Below are 20,583 nucleotides of genomic sequence, written 5' to 3'. Positions count from 1 at the left end.
AGAGCCTCTCTACGAGTGAGATACAGATAAAATTTACAGCATGAATTCAACCATCGCTGCAAAAATCATTTCTGGCGGGCGAGTCGCTTTTTTGAACTCAGCTTTGATTTGCGCGTTCCGACAATCTTTCCGATATGAGACCGTGACGCCCCAAGGGCAGCCAGTGATCGAACCAGGAGATCAAATGAAACAGTTTTGTCAGCCACTTCAATTTTTGCAACACGCGACTGGCTGGAACCAATTCGTTTTGCCAGATCCTGTTGTGTGAGATTGAGCTGAATTCTCAATGTCTTGACTTCTGCTGCCAGCGACAGCTTCATATTCACGAGCATTTCTTCGGCTTCGCTGAGTTCCAGAAAATCAGCCGTTGACCCGACCTGCCAGCCAGCCGCTTCCAGTTTTTTTTGTTTAGATGTTTTCATTTCGTTGCCTCATCATATTGTTTGAAGCGCTGTTTACAATTCTCGATGACAGACTGGGGTGTCTTTTGAGTCTTCTTGGCGAATACTTCTCCAATAATCACCGCATCAGGATCAAGGCGATACACGATGCGCCATGTGTGTTTCTCATCCGGGATGCGTAATTCATGAATGCGACGACCAATAGACGGCATTGGACGACTGTGTGGCAATTCCAGTGAATCTCCTCGTTGCAGTCGCCGGAGCAACACACCTGCTTCAACTCGCGCTTCAGAGGAGAACGGAGGTGTTTTAATCTCGCCGCGTAACCAGACGAGAGGTTTATTATGTGGTTCGTCTTTTTCGGCCATACAGTGAATTGTATGTCATATCTGGTATGAGTCAAGGTTTGTTTATGGCCAGCTGCAGTTGCCAGTTTAGTAGTCAGAGATCACAATTCTGCCGTCACGCCTCGATAGGTAATCTTAATGCCCTTGGCGGCGAACTTTTCAGACAGATGCGGAATATCATTACTGTGGACCAGTACGATGACGGCGTCTCCCTCCAGCAGGAGTGTGTCAGAAGCCAGGTTCTGTTCGACTTCCCCATCGGCGCGGCGGATGGCGACGACCAGGAAACCCCGATCGCTGCGGACTTCAATTTTATCCAGTGTCTTATTCACAAACGTGGAGCCCGCGGTCACCTGCAGCTCTTCAAACTGTAGACCGAAGTGGCCCAGTTCGTCAGTAATCGCCCCTTCGCTGGTCAGCTGTTCCAGCATGTTTTCCATCGTCGGTCGCATGATCAATTGGGCGACTTTGCTCGCGCCGATGGCGGTGGGCAGCACCACGCGGTTCGCGCCACAACCAATGAGCTTCTTTTCGGTCTTCGGGTTTTCCCCACGAGCGATGATCATGACTTCGGGGTTCATTTCCCGCGCGGTAATCGTGACGAACACATTCGTTGCGTCGGCAGACAGGACGGTCGCCAGCACGGAAGCCCGGCGGATACCCGCCTGTTCCAGAATGTATTCTTCCGATGCATCGCCGTTAATCACCCAGTAGCCCTGGTCTTCGGCTGCTTTCAAACGACGTTCGTCGCAGTCCACGACCACGAACGGTTTTTTCGCCGCGTACAGACTTTTTGCCAGGATCGATCCCATGCGGCCCACACCGCAGATGATTGTGTGACCATTCAGGCGTTCAATTTCTTTTGTCATTCTTCTCGCTCCCAGGGCACGGTTGAGTTCGCCATCAATGACCATCTGCATGAACCCGCCGATGGTATAAATCACTGCGCCATAACCGGCGATGATCACCATGATTGTCAAGGCTCGCAGCCCCGACGATTCGATGGGCTGCACTTCGCCGTATCCGACGCCGAAGATGGTGATGATGACCATGTAGATCGAATCTTCCAGCTTCCAGCCGGCGGAGACATAGCCAATGACGGCGACCAGGCAAATCGTAAAGAACAACGCAATCCCGGTCATGATTTTACGGAACGGCCGGGAGTGACCGGGCTGGTTTCGCTGAATCGCATCTGTAGAGAATAATGATTCAGAATCCGACATGACTGATGTTCTCGATATCTGCGCTGAAGTCACACTTTTTCAGAAGACAACAGGAACAGAGCCGACTCAGCAGGACGCTGGTCGGCTCCGGTTCCGAAAACTCGATTGTTAACGACTGCTGTTACTTGATGAACAGCATTTCCTGGTAGGTTGGCAGTGGCCACAGATCGTCGGCGACCAGACCTTCCAGTTCATCGGCTGTCGCACGCACCTTATTCATCAAAGGCAGAATTGTGTGGCAGCAGTGGGTGGCTTCAGACAGCATGTCTTCCGACTCGCTTCCGGCAGCGGCTGCTTCCAGCTCGGCGATGCCATCCTGTAATGCCTTGACCAGTTCGGTCACTTTGTCCAGCGTATTCGTGTCGAAATCGTAATCCAGCATTTTCAGGCTGGCACAGTTGGAAACCAGTTCGCCCTGGTAACGGATCGCAGCCGGGAAGATCATGGTCTTCGCGATTTTGACCGTCAGGTTGAGTTCCACCTTGATCGACATGATGTACTGTTCGAGGTAAATTTCCAGGCGGCTGGCCAGCTCGCGTTCGGAAAGGACTTCGTATTTGGTAAACAGGTCTTTGACTTCCTGTGTTTCCAGAACAGGCAGAGCATCGACGGTGGTCTTGAGGTTCAACAGGCCGCGTTTAGCAGCTTCTTCATGCCATTCGTCGCTGTATCCGTCGCCGTTAAAGATGATCGAACCATGTTCGTTCATGATTTCCGTCAACAGTTTCTGCAGTTCGCCATGCAGCTTGCTGGGGTCGCCGCCGGTGGCTTCTTCCAGTTTGGTTGCACAGTATTCCAGGGAATCAGCCACGATGGTGTTCATCGCGACCAGGGGACCTGCGATGGACTGATTTGAACCGACAGCACGGAATTCAAACCGGTTACCGGTGAAGGCAAACGGGCTGGTTCGGTTACGGTCGCCGGCATCTTTCGGCAGTGGTGGCAGCACGTCGGCTCCCACGGTCAAAGTCCCTTTAGGAATCGATGAATTGGCTCCACCGGCTTTGATCTGCTCGAAGACGTCAGTCAACTGATCGCCCAGGAAGATCGAGATAATCGCGGGAGGTGCTTCGTTGGCACCCAGGCGATGATCGTTGCTGGCAGATGCGACAACGGCTCGCAGCAGTCCCTGGAATTTATGGACGGCACGAATGACGGCACCGCAGAACAGCAGGAACTGAGCGTTTTCGTGAGGAGTATCACCGGGATCCAGCAGGTTACCCTGGGAAGCACTGCCCATGGACCAGTTGACGTGCTTACCAGAACCATTGACGCCCGCAAACGGTTTTTCGTGAGTCAGGCAAACCATGCCATGCTTTTCAGCAGTCCGACGCAGTGTGGTCATCAGCAACTGCTGATGGTCGGTTGCGATGTTGGCAGATTCGAACAGAGGTGCGATTTCATACTGCCCGGGAGCCACTTCATTGTGACGGGTTTTGATGGGAATACCCAGTTTGAACAGTTCGCGTTCTGCTTCAAACATGAAGGCCAGCACGCGGTCGGGGATGGCACCAAAATAGTGATCGTCAAATTCCTGACCTTTAGGCGGTTTGGCTCCGAATAGGGTACGACCGGAGTTTAACAGGTCGGGACGAGCGTAGTAGAAGTTACGGTCGATCAGGAAGTATTCCTGTTCGGGACCAGCGGTGGAAGAAACCAGTTTGCCATCATCATGACCAAACAGTTTCAGAATCCGCTGTGCCTGAACGTTCAAAGCCTGCATGGAACGCAGGACAGGAGTTTTCTTGTCGAGTGCTTCGCCGGTCCAGGAAACGAACGCGGTCGGAATGCACAATGTGGTACCGTTGGAATTTTCCAGAATGTAAGCCGGGCTGGTAACGTCCCAGATGGTATAACCACGGGCTTCAAAAGTGGCACGAATACCACCGGTCGGGAAGCTCGAACCATCGGGTTCACCCTGGATCAGTTGTGAGCCACTGAATTCGGCGATCGCACTGCCGTCACCGTCGGGAGACAGGAAGCTGTCGTGTTTTTCCGCAGTTGAACCGGTCAGGGGATAGAAAACGTGAGCATAGTGAGTTGCCCCTTTTTCAATCGCCCAGTCTTTGATGGCGGAAGCCACAACGTCTGCAGTGGAACAATCGAGTTTATGTCCCCCTTCGATGGTGCTGATCAGTTGTTTGTAAACCTGCTTGGGCAAGCGTTTTTTCATGGTCGCTGTGGAAAAGACGTTTGCATTAAACAGCTGACCGGTCGGCGTCTGCTGGAAGTTCATCGGAGGATGATTGGGCTGGTAACCAGTCACAGCAGCGACGGCTGCAGAGCGGGCAGAACCCAGAGTCGTTTTGACTCCGTTACTGCTGCCGGTGTAGGTGGTTTGACCATTCGAAGATTGAATTTCGGTGTTCACTGTTTTGACCTTTTCATTGGGCGATTAAAACTACTGACAAAACTGTTGGAAACTCGTGAGATCCATCAGATAACTGGCTTTTGATCCAGGACAATTACATTTCTTAAGGGGTAAAATTCTTCTGATTGTTTCGCAATCGATATCAAAACCTGGTTCGCGCCAATGGACAGATGTGCCGTGGACCCGCGCCAAATTACTCAGAACTTTGTGAAATCGAGAAGTCGTTAAGATGTAGTAACTATTACAAAGCAGAATATGTGCCAAACTTCAGGCAGAATTGGGATTTCCAGACTGCTTCTGCAGTCGCTAACGCACGGATTCGGCGCTGCTATGACAGACTGACATTCTAATCCCCTGCATCATCGGCATTTGAGTGAACGTTGACTCCTTTTTTCAACTCCCGCTGATCGCTGATTGGCGGACAGCAAATTCAAGAGATCTCCTACGACCCGACCCCGGGCGACTGTCTCCTGTTTTGGCATGCCAAGATTGCACGCATTGTTTGCCTGAAAATTCAGCACAACATTTCAGCAGTCCCGATATGGTACGGAAACAGCGTTTCGCAGGGTGGGGGCTCTGAGTGAATTCTAACGGTTTGCATCAATGGACGTCGATGCAATAAAGCAGCAGATTTCAGCATCATTTTGCAGCAGGGGCAGGCACCGGTTTCAGAATCAAATCCGCCAGCACAAGACGATGATCAGTGTCGCTGGCGACCGCGGAAAAGACCTGTACAGAATTGAGAAATTGATTGATCCACACCTGGTCAATCCGCAGGAACGGGGCTTCGTTGGTGATGGTATTCCCCCAGCCAACGCCGGCGATTGAAAAGGCATCGCGTAATCCAGGTGGCAGTTCCTGGAAGATCGGATCGCGCGGATTGACATTGAAGTCGCCGCCTGCAATCAGAGGCAGATTGGACGGCAGTTCTGAAAGACGACGACTGAGTTGACGCAGTTCATCCCGCTGAAAAATCCGCTGATCACGGTACGCGCGCCAGCACTCCGGGTTCCACAAATCCGCGCGAAACGGGGGCGGCGTCAGACGCAAGGAAACGACGATGACCTCCTGTCCCGTTTTGACTTTGACTTTGCCGATGGTGTAATTCACAGATGACGCCACTGGTTCGAGGGGCGCTCGACTCAGAATTGAAGCATCCACGCCCGCCAGCAGACCGGAGTTTTGACCCAGCATGGTTTGTCCCACTTCGCGCAGCGTTCCCGCTCCCGGCGTCTCCTGAATCAGAATCAAATCGGGCTGCCATTGTTCCAGCGCTGCGACTGCTTTGCTGCTGCCATGCGCGTTGAGTGAAATCACCCGCAGCGGAATCTGTCCCGGCTGCGCTACCTGCACGACAGCATCGGGTGGATTCCAAAGCCCCCGCCAAAGACTGAGTGGCGTATCGGCAAACACAATAAGAAACACAAACCAGAGACCGATTGACGTCAACGCCACCCGCTGCCGTTTCGTCCGCAACAGAATCAGCGCCAGACACAACCCGCCGACAAACCAGCACCAGCTTGGATACACGGTGACTGCAGCGCAGATGTCCGGTTGCACTGTGTAACAGACACTGACGCTGATTAATAGGAAGCACGTAATACAGGCGGTAACGCGGGAGACAACTCGGTCCAGTATTCTTTGAAATTTTGAAACCACTGGGAGATCAGGATCAGTCATACCGGCATCAACTTTGCTTCAGGGGCAGATCTGCTTAACGAGTTTCAGGTTCCCCGATTATAAAGCCTGTGACATCGAACTACCATACCGAGTAAACGCTCAAGTATGCCAGTAGCAGACTGCAGCTCAGATCGATTTTTGCCTGACTGGTTGGCAAACAGTTAATGGGGGTTTACCATATTCTTCACCGACTTAATTACCTGGAGAGAGGATTTAACATGAGAGAGCACAGCCGTCAGTTGATTGTATATTGCCTGGTATTAACGGGGCTCACAACTTCGTATGTCGAGGCAGACGAACCAGAAGGCGACAATCAGCCTGTGGTGACCTTTTCGACGGAGCTCAACCTGGGGCAGGATGTCGGGCAGAACTTCGGTTCGCTGTTTGAACTCCGTGACAAAAATGGCGCTGTCATCGCCGGTGCCGGCTTCATGGAAGTTTATAATACCCGCTTTCGCAGTGATCGACACACGCTGCAGTTTTACGTCAAACCGTCTCACGAGTCGCAGAAATATCAGACGGAGCGGCTGCCTCATCCGGACCTGGGTTGTGGCATCTATCTGATGGACCTGAATCAGACCATCTCGGCCTGGGGTGGTGACCGTACCGAATCGCTGCGAACCTGGAATCCCAAAGTAGGAAACTGGTCGGCTCCCCATTCGCCGGAAACGGGACCACTGCGCAGCGGCGATGGTCAGATGCGGATCGGCGATGGACTATTGACGTTCTGTTCGAGCACAGCGACTTACAATGATCGAGTCATTCTATCTCCACCCAAAGTCGGCCGCTACTACAACTTTTATTACGCGAACGGTTTCCTCTGTTTTTATTATGGTAATCGATCGGAGCAGGGGGGCTTCACCCGCGTGATGGCCTGTCCCTGGACTCCCGCGGATCAGACGCCCGTCGATTTGACCAAAGCGATCAGCATCGAATGCAAGTATGTCGGCGCGACGCCGTTTGCCTGGGGACAGTTTCAAAAGGAACTGCTGACGGTTTCAAACTATGGCGGCGTTTACGCCTTTGACGGCAAACAATGGCGCACGGTGAAAGAGGCAAGCAAGAAGTACAGCTACCAGGTTTATTCGATGTTGAACTTCCGTGATCGCCTGCTGCTGGCGCAGTATCCATCGGGGGAACTCTTCGAATATCGGGGGGGAACTGAAATCAAACAACTGCATGGCTGGCCGCCTCGACTGCCCGAAGTCTCACCCAGTGCGCGCGAAGCGCAAACACTGGCGATCTACCGGGGGGACCTGTTTGCAGGCGTCTGGCCGTGGGGCGAATTGTGGCGGTACAACGAAGATGAAAACCGCTGGCACTCGCACGGGCGGATGTTCTCTCATCCCGTCGCCCACAAGCGAACCGTGCATCCCTACGAAGAGGAAGCAAAAGCCCATAATCTGGTGCTCAATCATTGGGGGCAACGCGTCACCGGCCTGGTTCCGCTCGGCGATTCCCTGATGGTTTCCACATCGACCAAAGGCACGTATCCCTGGTTGGAGAAATACACATTCCTCACAGACGACCAACGACGTGAATACGGTACCGTACTCGATTTCAAAATGCCCGGCAATCTGGCCGCACAAATCAAATGGCAAGACAAGCCGATCCAACTGGAATTCGTGATCGAACCTCAGCGACTCGTCATCCGCCAGGACGGACAGGAACTCGGTTCGACTCCCTTTTCCACGGATGACATCAAACGTCTGCAGGATGCCACCCTCACCTGGGGCAACGGCATCTTCGGCAAGCTGAACGGAACACTGCAAAACTCAACGCGAAAATAAAAGGTTCCAGGAACCGATAATTGAGACTCGTTGTGAGTTACAGGAAATCAAACAGACTTTGGAGTGTGATCATTACTACGTCAATCTGCACTGCGGTGATATTTTGAATAGCCAGCCAGACCCTCTGGAATCGAAACCGGCTATCGGACATGATCGGCTGGCGGTCGTCGTACTGGCGGGGAGTGCCTGCTTGATGGCTACCGGGCCGATCCTGGCATCGGTTGCGATGCGTCAAGCGGGGATGGGGCCTTTTGGAACAGCGTTCTGGCGATTTGCAATCGCGGCTCCTTTGTTGATTGTATTGGCAGTAGCAGGACGCCGCCGCAGTCAGGAGCAGACGCCGTTTGTCTGGCCGAAGACTTTTGCGAGGTGGTTGTATATCGGAGGACCGGGAGCGGCGCTGGCACTGGTCATGGGCGCCTGGTTCACAGCCATGCTCTATACCACGGCGGCGGCAGCCACAATTATGACCAACATGCAGGCACCCATGGTAGGACTCGCTGCATGGGTCCTGTTCGGTCAGCGGCCGCGCTGGCTGTTCTTTGCGGGAACCTGCATCGCGATTGTCGGCGTCGTCGGATTGCTGATTGCCGAACCAGGGCCCATTACGATGGTGGGAGGCAATGTCACAGGTGACCTGATCGCGCTGATCGGCGCGGTTGCCTACGCAGCGTACCTGTTGCAGATCGCCCGATTGAGTCGCAGTTACAAACCAGCTGAGGTCATCGCCATGGCTGCGAGCGTGGCGGCGGTTTTGTTATTGCCACTCCCCGCATTGTTGGGAGAACCCTATCTACCCGGCAACGCGACCGGCTGGTGGTCGTTGGTCGGTATGTCTCTCGTGGCACAGGTTTTCGGCCACTCGGCACTGGGGTGGGCGGTCGCGCGGGTCTCCTCAGCAGCCTCGGCATCCGTATTGTTAGTACAGCCGGTCGCGACCGCCATTCTGGGTTGGCTGGTTCTGCATGAATTGCTTGACGCCTGGCAGATCGGCGCGATTGGCGTCATCCTGGTCGGTGTGTTTCTGGCCAAACGTGGTGCGCCGGCAACGCAGCCAGATGAAAATACTCCAGACAGACCAATCAGCAGTTGACGTGAAAAAGAGAAGGCTGCCATACTGGTAGATGCCGAGTCTTTTTTCAGTGACGAATAATCCATCTAAATCCATAGGAGAACGCCATGCGCTATTTCACTCCCTGTTGTTTCAGTCTGAGTCTGTTTCTGGTTGCCTGCGCGAATGAGAGTTCCCCGCCGCCTGTGCCCGGTGAAACGCAGGTGACGGGCGACGATGTGAAACAGAAAGTCGGCGAGGCAATGGACTCTGCCAAGGAGTTCACAAAGCAGAAACGCGATGAATATGCCAAACAGATCGACCAGCAACTGAAAGACCTGGATGGGAAAATTGCCGAGCTGGAGACAAAGGGCGCGAAACTCAAAGACGACGCCAAAGTAAAATGGAATGAGCAGCTGGAAGACCTGAAATCGAAGCGCGGCAAGGTGTCAGAAAAAGTCAAAGAATTCAACGAGTCCTCCGCCGACGCCTGGGAAGGCCTGAAGAAAGACCTGGATATCGCCTGGGGAAATCTGAAGGAAGCCTACGACAAAACCGCGGAAGAAGTGAAGGAGTAAGTTTGGTGAAGGCACCATATTGAGCGGATAGAATCAATTTGATGCATGTCTTCAATATCAGGGGAAATTCAAAAGAGTACTTCCTGATAGAACATGAAATCGTTTGGCCTCAGTTTTCCTGAGTCGATGACTTTTATAATTTATCGTTCAAGAATTCTTCAAGTGTCGCATCTGCCCCGGCCAGCTTGTAACTGATTAGATCAAGTAATTCAAACCGTGGTCTAACTTGTGGTAGTAGCCATTGCTTTCTACCAAGTGCATCGACCAGCTCTATATTTACTTCTTCGCGAAGCTCGTATTCTTCTGGTCCTACGTAATAAGGATACTTATATCGGTAAATAGCTATAAACCTGTCGCCGACAATTTCTGTGATAAAAACAGGGCTGATTATTTCATTAGAACGATCCCCCGGATCCTCGATTACATGCCACTCAAGCTTACCGGAGCGAGTGTCATCGATAAGTTTGTCGACAAACTTGAGCCATTTTTCGTAATCGTCTATGTGTTCGTAGACCATTGGTCCTCACCTTGAAAAACCTTGGTTGATTCAATTGTTGCATTAATGTTTGAGACGAGTTTCCGGCAGTTATCAAGCTGATATTGATCTTTATTACTCAGGAATGTGTTTATTGAATCGCGATTTTCTTTGATTCTCTTTTTTAAGATATTGTCAGTATGCTTGTAGAGTCGTTCCAGTAATACATCACAATGTTCAATCGATGCCTGTAGCTCTTCCACTCGTTTATTTAGAACAGAATTTTCGATGTTTCGAATTTGGGCTCTGAGCTTTCTGATCAGGGGAGGCAACATTATATGCCTCACATAATAATTTTTTACGTCGTTGACACCCCAGAACACAAATATTGTTATCACAAGTGAGAGTACTGAGGCAACACTTCCCAGTTCATTAAGGCCCATCTAACGCCTCCATTGTAACCTCTCCCGAGGAACTCCTGGTAAGGAATCTGAAGTTAACCAACTTTATTTTTGGAGAGGAGAATCCTCTACCGTGAGTTTCTTTTTGGTCTGATGTAATTGTAGTGTACTGTCGAGGCTGGTGTGTGTACAAGTGTTTTGGCTGGGGTAGTTCAAAACATCAGATTTAAATAATGCTTGATGGTAATAAGAGAATCGTATTAATGACGGGATTGTTGCCAATCCACTACTCATCAAAGTGCGATTTCTTCCGCAGCAGGTGATGATAATGCTGGGCGAACCGGTGGGATTCGTCGCGGACGTATTGCAGGAGTCTTAAGCCGTACGAGTGGCGGCTTAAGCGGCGGGGTTCGGTTTCGCCGGGGACGTAAACTTCTTCTTCGCGTTTGGCCAGGGAGATCGTGAAGGGGGGCTCGACGCCCAGTTCGCGCATTGCCGTCATCGCGGCATTGAGCTGACCTTTACCGCCGTCGATCAGCAGGATGTCGGGGAATGTTTCTCCCTCCTGGTGCAGTCGCCGAATCCGCCGACTGACGACTTCGCGGATCGAGGCAAAATCATCGATGCCTTTGACCGTGCGGATTTTGAATCGCTTGTAACCATGCTTGAACGGGAGGCCGTCGATGAACTGCACCAGGCTGGCGACGGTTTCGCCCCCCTGCAGATGTGCGATATCAACCCCTTCGATGCGGCGGGGCAACTCGGGCAGCCCGAAAACTTTCTTCAGCCCCTGCATGCCCTTTTTCGGATCGATGTAAAAGACTTCGGGTTGTGCGTGGTCTTCCAGGTTGCCGCGAAGTTTGATGCTTTCGAGCAGTTGAATTTCATCCCGCAGTCGGGCTGCCTTTTCGTAGAGTTTGGCTTCCGAGGCGGCCAGCATCTCTTTTCTCATCTCGTTGAGCAGCCGGTCTTTTTTGCCGTCGAGAAACAGTTTGAGTTTGTTGATGTCTTTTCGGTAGTCTTCTTTACTGATCCGCAAGTTGCAGGGAGCCGTGCACTGGTTGATGCTGTGTAATAGACAGGGTCGGAACCAGCGCCACTTTTCGTCCCCCTCTTCGATGTCCAGCGAACAGTTGCGGAAGCGGAAGATCTTCTGCAGCACGGTAATCGTGCCCCGCAGCTGTTTGGCATTCGTGAAGGGGCCGTACAGTTTGGTCCCTTTGCTCTGTGGTTTGCGGGTGAATTCGACGCGGGGGAAATCTTCGCGCGTCGTGATTTCCAGGTAAGGAAAGGTCTTGTCGTCTTTGAGTTCGGAGTTGAACCGCGGGCGGATGTCCTTAATGAGGCGTGCTTCGAGGAGCAGGGCGTCGACTTCGGTTTCCGTTTCCAGGTAATCGATGTCGGCGATTTCGGTGACCAGTTCCGCGGTACGACGCTCGACGGCTGCAGCCTGGTTGAAATAACTGGACGCGCGACTTTTCAGATTGACGGCTTTCCCCACGTAGATCACACGGGCCTGCGCGTCTTTCATCAGATAGACGCCGGGCGTGGTGGGAAACTGGCGGACTTTTTCCTGTGGTGTCTGCGCAGTCTCTTCCGGCGCGGGAGCAGTTGGCTCCGCTTCGGGTGGTTCACTGTCGGGAAGATTGTCCGTATCAGACACGGAATCCAATTCCTGTCGGCGTTTAGAGCCGGGTTAAGTGCTGGTTAAACATGCAGGGATTTTTTTATTATAGAAGGGGAGACCCGGTTTCAGAAGAGGCTATTTTCTTCGATCATCTGTTTGACGACTTCGCGGCGGTCGCCGGTCGCTTCCATGATCTCCAACTGCCGCTTGGCGCCGGATTTATGTACCAGATCACAGATGCGGTCTAATTCGTCCGTACACTCCAGACGTTCCGACATCGGCGAAACCAGGTTCAACAACTGCTTCGTCGTATCAATTACGGAAAACAGTTTGTAATTCTCGCTGTTGACCAGGCTGGCATCGATGCCATAACGGGTTGCCCGCCATTTGTTCTGCTGCACCATCATCGGATGATGCTGTAACTGGTAGGCACCTTCGTCAATTTCATCGGAAATGCATTTCACCATGCACTGCACGAACGCGGTGAGGGAGAGGACCTGCTCCAGGTTGGCCGGCATATCACAGACACGAATTTCCACAGTGCCGAAATTATGATGCGGGCGGATGTCCCACCAGATTTCCCGGATCGTATTAATGAAGCCGGTGCTGATCAGGTGATTAATGAGCCACGTATATTCGCTCCAGTTACGCATCGTGGGGGGCAGACCGGCGGTCGGCAGGCCTTCCATGATTTTCGAGCGGTTCGAATGCAGACCCGTATTGCGACCTTCCCAGAAGGGGGAGTTCGAAGAGAGCGAGAGCAGCAGCGGCAGATACCGCAGCATGCGGTCGCACACCATGACAGCTTTGTCGCCGGAATCAACGCCCACGTGGATGTGCAGGCCGAACGTAACCAGGCGGCGGGCGACGTCCTGCATCAGGTCGACGAGTTCGTAGTAGCGATCATTCACCGTGATTTTCTGATCCCGCCAGGAAGAGAACGGATGCGTGGCGGCCCAGAACAGTTTCAGCCCCAGATTGTCGGCGGTGGCGGTGACGTCTTTGAGCTTGCCGGTCAGATCCTGGCGTACATCTCCCACCGTGCGACAGACGTCGGTATTGATTTCCAGGTAACTCTGCATCAGTTCCGGCTTGACATATTTCGCGGTCTCTGCCGGCAGTCCCGCCAGCAGTTCGGTAATCGAGTTCGAGAGCGCATAGGTCTCTGCATCGACGAGTTGCAATTCCAGTTCTACACCCAGAGTCGGGTAATCGTTTCTGGCAAAGGAGATGGTTCCCATCGGTTTAATTCCCTTTTTGGATGAGCCTGGGGTTCAATGAAAGGAGCAGTGCGGTCTGCAGCATGATGCGACTGCCCATGATCAGCGCCCGTTCGTCGATATCGAAATACGGGGAATGCAAAAATACCGCTTTCACATCTGGGCGGGCACAGCCCAGCCGCAGCATTGAGCCGGGGAGCTGCTGCAGGTAAATCGAAAAGTCTTCCCCACCCATGCTGGGCAGGTCAATCAGGCCGACCTGCTGCACGCCCAGCACATCTTTCGATGCCTGTTCCAGGGCGGCTGAAATGTTATAGTCGTTAACGACAGCGGGCAGGGGAGATTGAAACCGGACCTCAATACGGGTTCCGGTGCTGCGGGCAATGCCGGCTCCGATGTCTTCTATCCGCTGATGCAGTACATCGCGGGCCTTGTCGTTCGTGGAACGCAGCGAGCCTTTCAGATGGGCAATTTCAGGGATTACGTTGGGAGCCAGTCCAGAGGCGATCTGTCCGATGGTAAAGACAGCAGGGGTCCGGGAATCAATCGAGCGAGGCAGGTTCTGATACAGGCTGGAGATCAACTGGGCGGCCGTCGTAATCGGATCATTTCCATGATGAGGTCGCGCGGCGTGCGCACCCATGCCATGAATTTCAAAGTGCACTTCATCGCAGAAGGCCGTCATCACACCATAGCGGATGTTCGCAGTACCTGCGGGGATTTCCGGATCCATATGCAGTCCGATCATCGCACTCACGTCATCGATGGCGCCCTGTTCCACCATCCAGCGGGCTCCCAGGCAGATTTCTTCTGCGGGTTGAAAAATGAATCGCAGTCGAAGTCCCTGGCCGGGCCACTCTTTCTCAAACAGCTCGGAACAGCGGCTGAGGCTCAGCGCTGCGCCCAGGGCAATCGAAGTATGGGCATCGTGCCCACACAGATGGCCGACACCCGGATTATGCGAGCAGTATTCGACTTCTTTCAGATCGGTGATACGCAGAGCGTCAATATCTGCGCGGATGCCAATCAGCGGGGCATCGGGGGAAGGGGTTCCGATTGTCATGTCGGCAATTACGCCCACGCCGTTTTTCATCAATTTTGGCGCGAGGCCAATTGATTCGAGTGTGTTGCAGATCAGCTGGGAGGTCTGTTTTTCCTCGCCGCTGATCTCAGGGTTTTTATGCAGTGTGCGACGAATATCGATGATCGTCGGCTCAAGTTCGCTGAGTTCCTGTTCCAGTTGTTTAGCCAGCGCCTGATAGAAGGCTCTGATGTCGGTCTGATCGAGCGAGAAAGATGCCACTGAGTACTCCGGGGTCTGCCCTGATGAATCCAGACCGTCTGCGCGACAGCCATAAAAATCAGAGACTGATATAAAAAACTCTTTATTTATAATTCTTATTTTAATGAAGTTAAGGTTATCATAAAGGTATAAGCGGTAAACAATGGAGTTCAGGAAAAAATAATTGAACAGCATCCCGGATCATCCCCACCGAATTCACAAAGCAGATTGAGAACAGGAACCGACCCCATGCAGGAACCCAATCAGGAACGTCGAAATCTATTAAAAGGTGCTGTCGCGACTTCACTGGCATCGCTGGCGGGTAGTTTATCCCAGGGTGAGGCCTCCGCCAAGAAAGCAGATCCCGATTTAATCAAGCGTGAGAATCTGAAAGAGGGATCCAGCGACTGGCAGTTGACTCGCATCCAGTTGGATAAACGCGATGGCTTTCGCTCTCCTAAAATTGAAGGCTACTGTTCCCGACAAAGTGTCGCAGCGGGCGAAACAATCGACATCATGGTCTCTACACGCCCCGCACAGGAATTCACGATTGAAGTCTTTCGCACCGGCTATTACGACGGTCGCGGTGCGCGGCTGATGAAAACACTGGGACCATTCCAGGGCAAACCGCAGCCTGTACCTCAACCGGGGCACAAGAATCTGCATGAATGCCACTGGGATGCCGCGGTGACGTTGACGATTCCCGATGACTGGCCCAGTGGTGTCTACCTGGGTCGACTCTCGACGTTGAAAGATAAGACCGGCTACGGTTACTGGCAGAGCTATGTCGTGTTCATCGTGAAAGATGATCGCCCCGCGGATATCCTGTTCCAATGTTCGGATAATACCTGGCAGGCTTACAACAGGTGGCCCAATAACTATTCGGTCTACACCGATCCCAAGGGAACCCAGGGGCCGTGGGCCGACGTCAGCTTTGATCGACCTTATGCCAAGTATGCGCAAATTTATGAAAACCCGCAGTCCGTCGGTTCGGGAGAATGGCTCTGCTTTGAATTTCCGTTTGCTTACTGGCTCGAAAAACATGGCTACGATGTGACCTACTGTTCCAACAGTGACATGGTGACTCCCGAGCATGGCCTGAAATGTAAATCGTTTCTCTCGGTCGGTCACGATGAATACTGGGATATCAGGCAGTATGAATCAGCCGTGAAAATGCGCGACGCGGGTGTGAACCTGCTCTTCTTCTCAGGGAACTCAGTCTGCTGGGTGACTCCCATGACGGCCAGTTCGGACGGACGCCCGAATCGCATCATGTTTCGCGGCGGACCGTATGGCGGAAAATATAAATACGCGGAAGACCGTGAGCGGGATAACGGGCCGTTTCCTCACCGGGGGCCTGATGAAGGTTATCTGATGGGGGCACGAAACGTCGATCCTGTAAACGGTGGTGGTGACTGGGTTTGTGAACTGCCAGAGCACTGGATCTTTGAAAACACCGGCATGAAAAAAGGGGACGCGATTCCCGGTCTGATCGGCTGGGAATATCACGGCGACCCACCAGCCGACATCCCCGGTCTGGAAGTCGTCGCGAAAGGGACCGCGCTGCAGGGAGGCGTCAATCCGCAGCAGTGGACGGCTACCATTTATCCCGGACCAAAAAATAACTTTGTGTTCAATGCCTCCACGATCTTCTGGTGTCAGGATCTCTCCAGTCCGCCGGGACATATGCTGCCGTGGTCTCACTGGTCCCGACCACATGGACCCGATGAACGCGTTCAGCAGATCACACACAACATCATGCGTCGCGCTACTTCCTGAACAGGCGACACATGGAAACCCGGAAACACCGCCTCCTGAATCAGGAGGCGGTGTCGTTTTCAGGGAATAGAGTTTCCATACGCAATCCAGCCGGTTCTCCTTCCGATCTTCAACGGAAACACATCAAAACTTCGCAATTGGTGGAAAAAATCTGAAATTATATTCTACAGATTTCCTGGGTGAGCCTCTCAGGAGAGATAGCCGCTGATCTGATTTCACCGAATTACAGTTGCATTATTTCAGTGGAATTAAAAATCACACGCTGATTGCTGCGCTCGTCCGCTGAAAATATTTTTCAACAAAATCTGCTTGCCCACTGCAGTTATTTATATCGACTTCATCAAAGCTTCGAATCCGGCGGGTATAAAGTGTTTTGTTTTCTGACGGACTCTTTCCAGCTCGCGATATGCTTGTGTTAAACAGACGATGCCGGCGCATTGTCATGTAACAGAGCGAGTACCTGCCCCGATTTTTTCAGGTGAATGTCCTGAGGTAAGACTGCGATTGATTATCCCTCCCTTTTACTTATGAGGATCTCAGATGTTGTTCACAAACATCCCCCACCGGAGACGTTCCGGATTTACTCTGATTGAACTGCTGGTCGTGATCGCGATTATCGCAATTCTGATTGCCCTGTTACTGCCCGCCGTCCAGCAGGCGCGTGAAGCAGCTCGCCGTTCCACCTGCAAAAACAATCTCAAGCAGTTGGCCATCGGCCTGCATAACTACCATGACACGCATGGACTGCTCCCCTTTGGCTGGGATCAGCGGGGCGCAGCCTGGAGTGCCATGATTCTGCCGGCGATCGAGCAGGGGAATCTCTACGATACGCTGATCTTCCACGAATCGGGAGACGGCAACTGGGACTCTGGCTCTGCCAATACTGATGCTGCGAGTACTTTTTTGCCTGTGTTCAACTGCCCCAGTGCGCCGCTGCAAAAACATTACAATTTCAATAATATTCCCCAGCGTGCGCCCGGAACCTATCTGGGTAACTCTGGTTCAGAGTCCAGTTCTGACGACGCGTCGACTAAAATTTCCGGTACGAAATCACTGGAAGAAGTGATTCAGGATGGGATTTTCTATGCCTGCAGCAGTGTGAGTTTTCGTGATATCAAGGACGGCACATCGAATACATTTCTCCTGGGAGAAACACAGACCGACCTCGATTTCGGTAAAGACGGACAATCAATGGATCACTGGAATATTGGTTCTCCGCAGACCGACCCCTGTGGCTGTAATAACGGTACGGGCGGCAGTGAATTCTCTGAGTTCGTTGGTACCACTTATCCTCGAATGAATGCCCGGCGGACTGACCCTTCCGTCAGTGGCCATCTCATGGAACTCTCATTTGGCAGCTGGCATTCAGCGGGAGGCCATATGGCGTACGCAGATGGCTCGGTACATTTTGTCTCAGAGAACATTGATCAAACCGTCTACAAAGCATTGTCTACCCGCTACGGTCGAGAAGTGACCTCGAATTAATGGTCTGCATCAAGCATCTGAAAGCTGTGACCTTTGCTGACAGATCGCAGGTACGGCCGCCAGAATCTATGATTGTTGAATGCGTATAAGGTGTTGTTATGAAAATGCTTACGTTTGTGTGTCGTCAATCGCTTTCCTTATGTTTTCTCTCCACTCTTTTGTTGTCCGCAGGTTGTGGCGGCTCGATTAACGCTGATTACAGCCAACTCGATCTGGTTGAGGTTTCCGGCACGGTGACGCTTGATGGTCAGCCTCTTTCCGGCGCGACAGTTGCTTTTGAAGCACCTGATAGAACATTCTCTTCGGGAGTGACCGATGCCAGTGGTCACTATACGTTGATGTTCAATACCGAAAAATCAGGTTGCCTGACCGGACAGAAGACCGTGCGTATTAAATTTGTCACCGATTCCGAAACGCCGGAAGGGGAAACTGAAACGGAAGGCGCAGAGAAATCACCGGCAGCTTCCGGACAGAAAGTTCCGGAGCAGTACAATCAGAAATCAACACTGACAGCCACCGTCGACGCGGATCACACCAGCTTCAACTTTGACTTGAAAAGCAAGCCTTAAGCGATTGGGGGGAGTGGTCGTCTATTGATCCAGCTTTTCGATGCGTCTTGAGTGGCGACCCCCTTCAAAGGGGGTGCTGAGCCAGATGTCAATGATCTCGTAGACATCGTGCAGCGAAACCATGCGTTCCCCCAGTGAGATCATGTTGGCGTTGTTGTGCATGCTGGCCAGACGCGCCGATTTCTCGTTCCAGCAGACCGCACAGCGTACGCCTTTGATGCGATTCGCGGCGATCGCTTCTCCATTACCGGATCCGCCCAGAACAATGCCTCGCTCGAACTTTCCTTCCGCAACTGCCCGGGCCGCCGGCATGATAAAGTCGGGATAGTCGACTGATTCTGTCGAATCGGTGCCCATATCTTCGACCTGGTATCCCGCTTTCGTCAGATACTCAATGATCCGGCGTTTGTACCGGTAGCCGGCATGATCGGAGGCGATAACAATACTTTTAACGGGCGTTTCTGATGAAGATGGAGATGTCATTCGTTCGAGATTCTAGAGTTGGTAATCCTGATTGTGGCATTCTGACAGCAGACGCAACGGGCGAAGCAGAAAAGTCCTGGCACGCCCGCTGTGTCAATTCTGACTGAAAGATTGCGGGAATCGAAAATGGGTTATAGTGGTAGTGAAATGGCTATTTGCCAATCCGGTAAAGCTGTGTTTTGGTTCGAATCAACAGCGTATCCCCGGCGACAGCATACGAAGCCAGTGTCGGCTCTTTCAAATGATTACGGCTGATTTCTTTGTAGTCTTTGCCAGCGGCAATCACTGTGGTCTCACCTTCTTCGCTCTGGAAATAGATTTTGCCATTAGCATGCAGTGGTGAGGCAGAGAAGTTACCACCCACGCGTTCTTTCCAGTTCAACGCACCGGTTTTCGCATCAAAGCACTGGGCGATCCCTTTGTCGCTGATAGTAAACAGTTCGTCTCCCACAACCAGCAGAGACGGCGTATGGGGGATTTGGGTTTTGTTTGACCAGGCCAGATGGGTCTCGGTGACATCACCCGTGCCATCAGGGCGAATCGCCAGCAGGGTCGGACGGTCATAGCTGGTCGTTACAAATATCAGGCCATGACTGTAAACGGGTCGGGGGATCACGGAATAGCCGTCATAATTCAAATGCCAGATCTCTTTCCCGTCTTTAGGGGAATGTCCGGAAATCACATCAGTGCCCGGAGCGACGATCTGTTTTTCGCCGTTTACGGTAATCAGCAATGGTGTGCCAAAGGAAAACTTCTTGCGGCCTTCTACATTACGATCCACTTTCCAGGCGATCTTGCCGGTATTGCGGTCGAGGGCAACGATGAAATTGGCCCCTTTGCCATCGCAGATGATGACCAGCTTGTCATCAACGATAATCGGCGAACCACCATTTCCGTGCTGCATTTCGTATTCGAGTTCGTTGGTTTTCCAGATGACCTCGCCGTCCAGTGTCAGGCAGGCCGTACCATGTGTGCCGAAATGCACGTAGATCACTTTACCATCCGAAATCGGAGTCGGGCTGGCGTGGCTGTTCTTTTTGTGGATCCGCTGTGCGGTCTCTTTGGTTTCCTGAAAGAGTTCTTTGTTCCAGAGTATCTTGCCTGTTTCCAGGTTCAGGCAGACCAGTCTCAGTGACTGCTCGGGATCGGTTTCTCCTTTTTTCGGGACGGCAGTGGTCACATAGACTTTCTCGCCGACCACGATCGGCGAAGACCAGCCAACGCCGGGGATCGCGGTATTCCATAATACATGTTCGGTCGGGCTCCATTGCACGGGCAATGCTTTTTCGCCGGAATGTCCCTGGCCGGTCGGGCCACGAAACTCGAACCACTCCTCCGCACTCACTGTTTGAGGCGACAGGGAAGTAACAACAGACAGCACGCAGAGGTAGATTAAAGTAGAAGCTCTCACGTCAGCAGGCCCTCCTGAATGAGGTAGTGGATCTGTACTAGTGTGCAACGGCGCTTTGATTGATCGGTTAATTTTGTCACAATATACAGAGTCTGACAAGTTATGCGGGCTCTCTCAATAGCCTGTATCATAAGATATTTACTGCCGGAAAAAGATTTAACCGGGAATTCAAATTTTTCGTAACGTAGTTCATTGACTCTCTGGGAGGGACGGCTATGATTAACGAACCTGATTCACTTCTGGTGTGCGTAAATCGTTCGCCCATTGGATTTAGATCATGATCTTTGACAAAATGGTTGGTGGCCCCAAATTTTAAGAGTGGAAGCCGATATGTTCTGGAAGTGATTCTTTCGAGAATTGTGGAAGGGATGTATTCAGGTAACTAAATTTATTGAGCCAATCTGTAGCGC

At 52.3% G+C, this 20,583-nt stretch carries 17 protein-coding genes; 6 read left to right on the top strand and 11 right to left on the bottom strand.

The features are described 5' to 3' along the window. Positions 1 to 65 precede the first annotated feature (65 nt). The 5 genes from ACN0YH_RS27265 to ACN0YH_RS27245 form a co-directional block, all read right to left on the bottom strand. Positions 66 to 422: a helix-turn-helix transcriptional regulator gene (locus ACN0YH_RS27265; protein ID WP_417382767.1), complete on the bottom strand. Its 357-nt coding sequence runs from the start codon at positions 420 to 422 to the stop codon at positions 66 to 68. Then, positions 419 to 769 (bottom strand): type II toxin-antitoxin system RelE/ParE family toxin, encoded by a 351-nt coding sequence (locus ACN0YH_RS27260; protein WP_339688067.1) that lies wholly within the window; start codon positions 767 to 769, stop codon positions 419 to 421. The genes ACN0YH_RS27265 and ACN0YH_RS27260 overlap by 4 nt, the downstream gene beginning before the upstream one ends. Positions 770 to 849: 80 nt before the next feature. Further along, on the bottom strand, positions 850 to 1,971 hold the full coding sequence (locus ACN0YH_RS27255; protein ID WP_417382766.1) for a potassium channel family protein: 1,122 nt from the start codon (positions 1,969 to 1,971) through the stop codon (positions 850 to 852). Between the two features lie 121 nt (positions 1,972 to 2,092). Continuing rightward, positions 2,093 to 4,207 (bottom strand): glutamine synthetase III, encoded by a 2,115-nt coding sequence (locus ACN0YH_RS27250; RefSeq protein WP_417382782.1) that lies wholly within the window; start codon positions 4,205 to 4,207, stop codon positions 2,093 to 2,095. A 774-nt stretch (positions 4,208 to 4,981) separates the two neighbouring features. Further along, entirely contained in the window at positions 4,982 to 5,872 is an 891-nt protein-coding gene (locus ACN0YH_RS27245; protein WP_417382765.1) for an endonuclease/exonuclease/phosphatase family protein, read from the bottom strand. A 368-nt stretch (positions 5,873 to 6,240) separates the two neighbouring features. On the opposite strand from ACN0YH_RS27245, the gene ACN0YH_RS27240 reads away from it, so the two are divergent. The 3 genes from ACN0YH_RS27240 to ACN0YH_RS27230 all read left to right on the top strand — a co-directional run bounded on the left by ACN0YH_RS27240 (position 6,241) and on the right by ACN0YH_RS27230 (position 9,441). Further along, the gene (locus tag ACN0YH_RS27240) at positions 6,241 to 7,812 is read left to right on the top strand and encodes a hypothetical protein (protein WP_417382764.1); all 1,572 of its coding nucleotides are present in this window, start codon (positions 6,241 to 6,243) and stop codon (positions 7,810 to 7,812) included. A gap of 103 nt (positions 7,813 to 7,915) precedes the next feature. After that, positions 7,916 to 8,905, top strand: a complete 990-nt coding sequence (locus ACN0YH_RS27235) for a DMT family transporter (RefSeq protein WP_417382763.1) — start codon at positions 7,916 to 7,918, stop codon at positions 8,903 to 8,905. Between the two features lie 86 nt (positions 8,906 to 8,991). After that, positions 8,992 to 9,441 carry a hypothetical protein gene (locus ACN0YH_RS27230; RefSeq protein WP_417382762.1) on the top strand — a complete coding sequence of 150 codons (450 nt, stop codon included), beginning with the start codon at positions 8,992 to 8,994 and terminating at the stop codon, positions 9,439 to 9,441. A gap of 133 nt (positions 9,442 to 9,574) precedes the next feature. On the opposite strand, the gene ACN0YH_RS27225 is transcribed toward ACN0YH_RS27230, so the two are convergent. The 4 genes from ACN0YH_RS27225 to ACN0YH_RS27210 form a co-directional block, all read right to left on the bottom strand. Beyond that, complete coding sequence (locus tag ACN0YH_RS27225; protein WP_417382761.1) at positions 9,575 to 9,958, bottom strand: hypothetical protein; 384 nt, start codon at positions 9,956 to 9,958, stop codon at positions 9,575 to 9,577. Positions 9,959 to 10,603: 645 nt separating this feature from the next. Further along, positions 10,604 to 11,980 (bottom strand): excinuclease ABC subunit UvrC, encoded by a 1,377-nt coding sequence (locus ACN0YH_RS27220; protein ID WP_417382760.1) that lies wholly within the window; start codon positions 11,978 to 11,980, stop codon positions 10,604 to 10,606. An 89-nt stretch (positions 11,981 to 12,069) separates the two neighbouring features. Beyond that, positions 12,070 to 13,185 carry a carboxylate-amine ligase gene (locus ACN0YH_RS27215; RefSeq protein WP_417382759.1) on the bottom strand — a complete coding sequence of 372 codons (1,116 nt, stop codon included), beginning with the start codon at positions 13,183 to 13,185 and terminating at the stop codon, positions 12,070 to 12,072. Positions 13,186 to 13,189: 4 nt separating this feature from the next. Next, positions 13,190 to 14,467, bottom strand: a complete 1,278-nt coding sequence (locus ACN0YH_RS27210; protein ID WP_417382758.1) for a M20 metallopeptidase family protein — start codon at positions 14,465 to 14,467, stop codon at positions 13,190 to 13,192. Positions 14,468 to 14,695: 228 nt separating this feature from the next. Between ACN0YH_RS27210 and ACN0YH_RS27205 the strand changes: the two genes are divergently transcribed. The 3 genes from ACN0YH_RS27205 to ACN0YH_RS27195 all read left to right on the top strand — a co-directional run bounded on the left by ACN0YH_RS27205 (position 14,696) and on the right by ACN0YH_RS27195 (position 18,279). Beyond that, complete coding sequence (locus ACN0YH_RS27205; RefSeq protein WP_417382757.1) at positions 14,696 to 16,225, top strand: N,N-dimethylformamidase beta subunit family domain-containing protein; 1,530 nt, start codon at positions 14,696 to 14,698, stop codon at positions 16,223 to 16,225. A 540-nt stretch (positions 16,226 to 16,765) separates the two neighbouring features. Continuing rightward, positions 16,766 to 17,710 (top strand): DUF1559 domain-containing protein, encoded by a 945-nt coding sequence (locus tag ACN0YH_RS27200; protein ID WP_417382756.1) that lies wholly within the window; start codon positions 16,766 to 16,768, stop codon positions 17,708 to 17,710. A 98-nt stretch (positions 17,711 to 17,808) separates the two neighbouring features. Beyond that, positions 17,809 to 18,279, top strand: a complete 471-nt coding sequence (locus tag ACN0YH_RS27195) for a carboxypeptidase-like regulatory domain-containing protein (RefSeq protein ID WP_417382755.1) — start codon at positions 17,809 to 17,811, stop codon at positions 18,277 to 18,279. 21 nt (positions 18,280 to 18,300) lie between these two features. Here the strand turns inward: ACN0YH_RS27195 and rpiB are convergent, their stop codons facing one another. Both rpiB and ACN0YH_RS27185 read right to left on the bottom strand, forming a co-directional pair. After that, complete coding sequence (rpiB, locus tag ACN0YH_RS27190) at positions 18,301 to 18,762, bottom strand: ribose 5-phosphate isomerase B (protein ID WP_417382754.1); 462 nt, start codon at positions 18,760 to 18,762, stop codon at positions 18,301 to 18,303. Between the two features lie 151 nt (positions 18,763 to 18,913). Then, positions 18,914 to 20,173: a PQQ-binding-like beta-propeller repeat protein gene (locus ACN0YH_RS27185; protein WP_417382753.1), complete on the bottom strand. Its 1,260-nt coding sequence runs from the start codon at positions 20,171 to 20,173 to the stop codon at positions 18,914 to 18,916. Between the last annotated feature and the right edge of the window lie 410 nt (positions 20,174 to 20,583).

The sequence above is a fragment of the Gimesia sp. genome, from assembly GCF_048262075.1.
Lineage (GTDB): Bacteria > Planctomycetota > Planctomycetia > Planctomycetales > Planctomycetaceae > Gimesia.
The sequence above is the reverse complement of the archived record's forward strand: the minus strand, read 5'-3'. Positions and strand labels throughout refer to the sequence as shown.

Bases quoted from the DNA above. Each gene is read 5' to 3' on its own strand.
- ACN0YH_RS27265 (WP_417382767.1), bottom strand. From the start codon at position 422: ATGAAAACATCTAAACAAAAAAAACTGGAAGCGGCTGGCTGGCAGGTC.
- ACN0YH_RS27260 (WP_339688067.1), bottom strand. From the start codon at position 769: ATGGCCGAAAAAGACGAACCACATAATAAACCTCTCGTCTGGTTACGC.
- ACN0YH_RS27255 (WP_417382766.1), bottom strand. From the start codon at position 1,971: ATGTCGGATTCTGAATCATTATTCTCTACAGATGCGATTCAGCGAAAC.
- ACN0YH_RS27250 (WP_417382782.1), bottom strand. From the start codon at position 4,207: ATGAACTTCCAGCAGACGCCGACCGGTCAGCTGTTTAATGCAAACGTC.
- ACN0YH_RS27240 (WP_417382764.1), top strand. From the start codon at position 6,241: ATGAGAGAGCACAGCCGTCAGTTGATTGTATATTGCCTGGTATTAACG.
- ACN0YH_RS27230 (WP_417382762.1), top strand. From the start codon at position 8,992: ATGCGCTATTTCACTCCCTGTTGTTTCAGTCTGAGTCTGTTTCTGGTT.
- ACN0YH_RS27225 (WP_417382761.1), bottom strand. From the start codon at position 9,958: ATGGTCTACGAACACATAGACGATTACGAAAAATGGCTCAAGTTTGTC.
- ACN0YH_RS27215 (WP_417382759.1), bottom strand. From the start codon at position 13,185: ATGGGAACCATCTCCTTTGCCAGAAACGATTACCCGACTCTGGGTGTA.
- ACN0YH_RS27205 (WP_417382757.1), top strand. From the start codon at position 14,696: ATGCAGGAACCCAATCAGGAACGTCGAAATCTATTAAAAGGTGCTGTC.
- ACN0YH_RS27200 (WP_417382756.1), top strand. From the start codon at position 16,766: ATGTTGTTCACAAACATCCCCCACCGGAGACGTTCCGGATTTACTCTG.
- ACN0YH_RS27195 (WP_417382755.1), top strand. From the start codon at position 17,809: ATGAAAATGCTTACGTTTGTGTGTCGTCAATCGCTTTCCTTATGTTTT.
- rpiB (WP_417382754.1), bottom strand. From the start codon at position 18,762: ATGACATCTCCATCTTCATCAGAAACGCCCGTTAAAAGTATTGTTATC.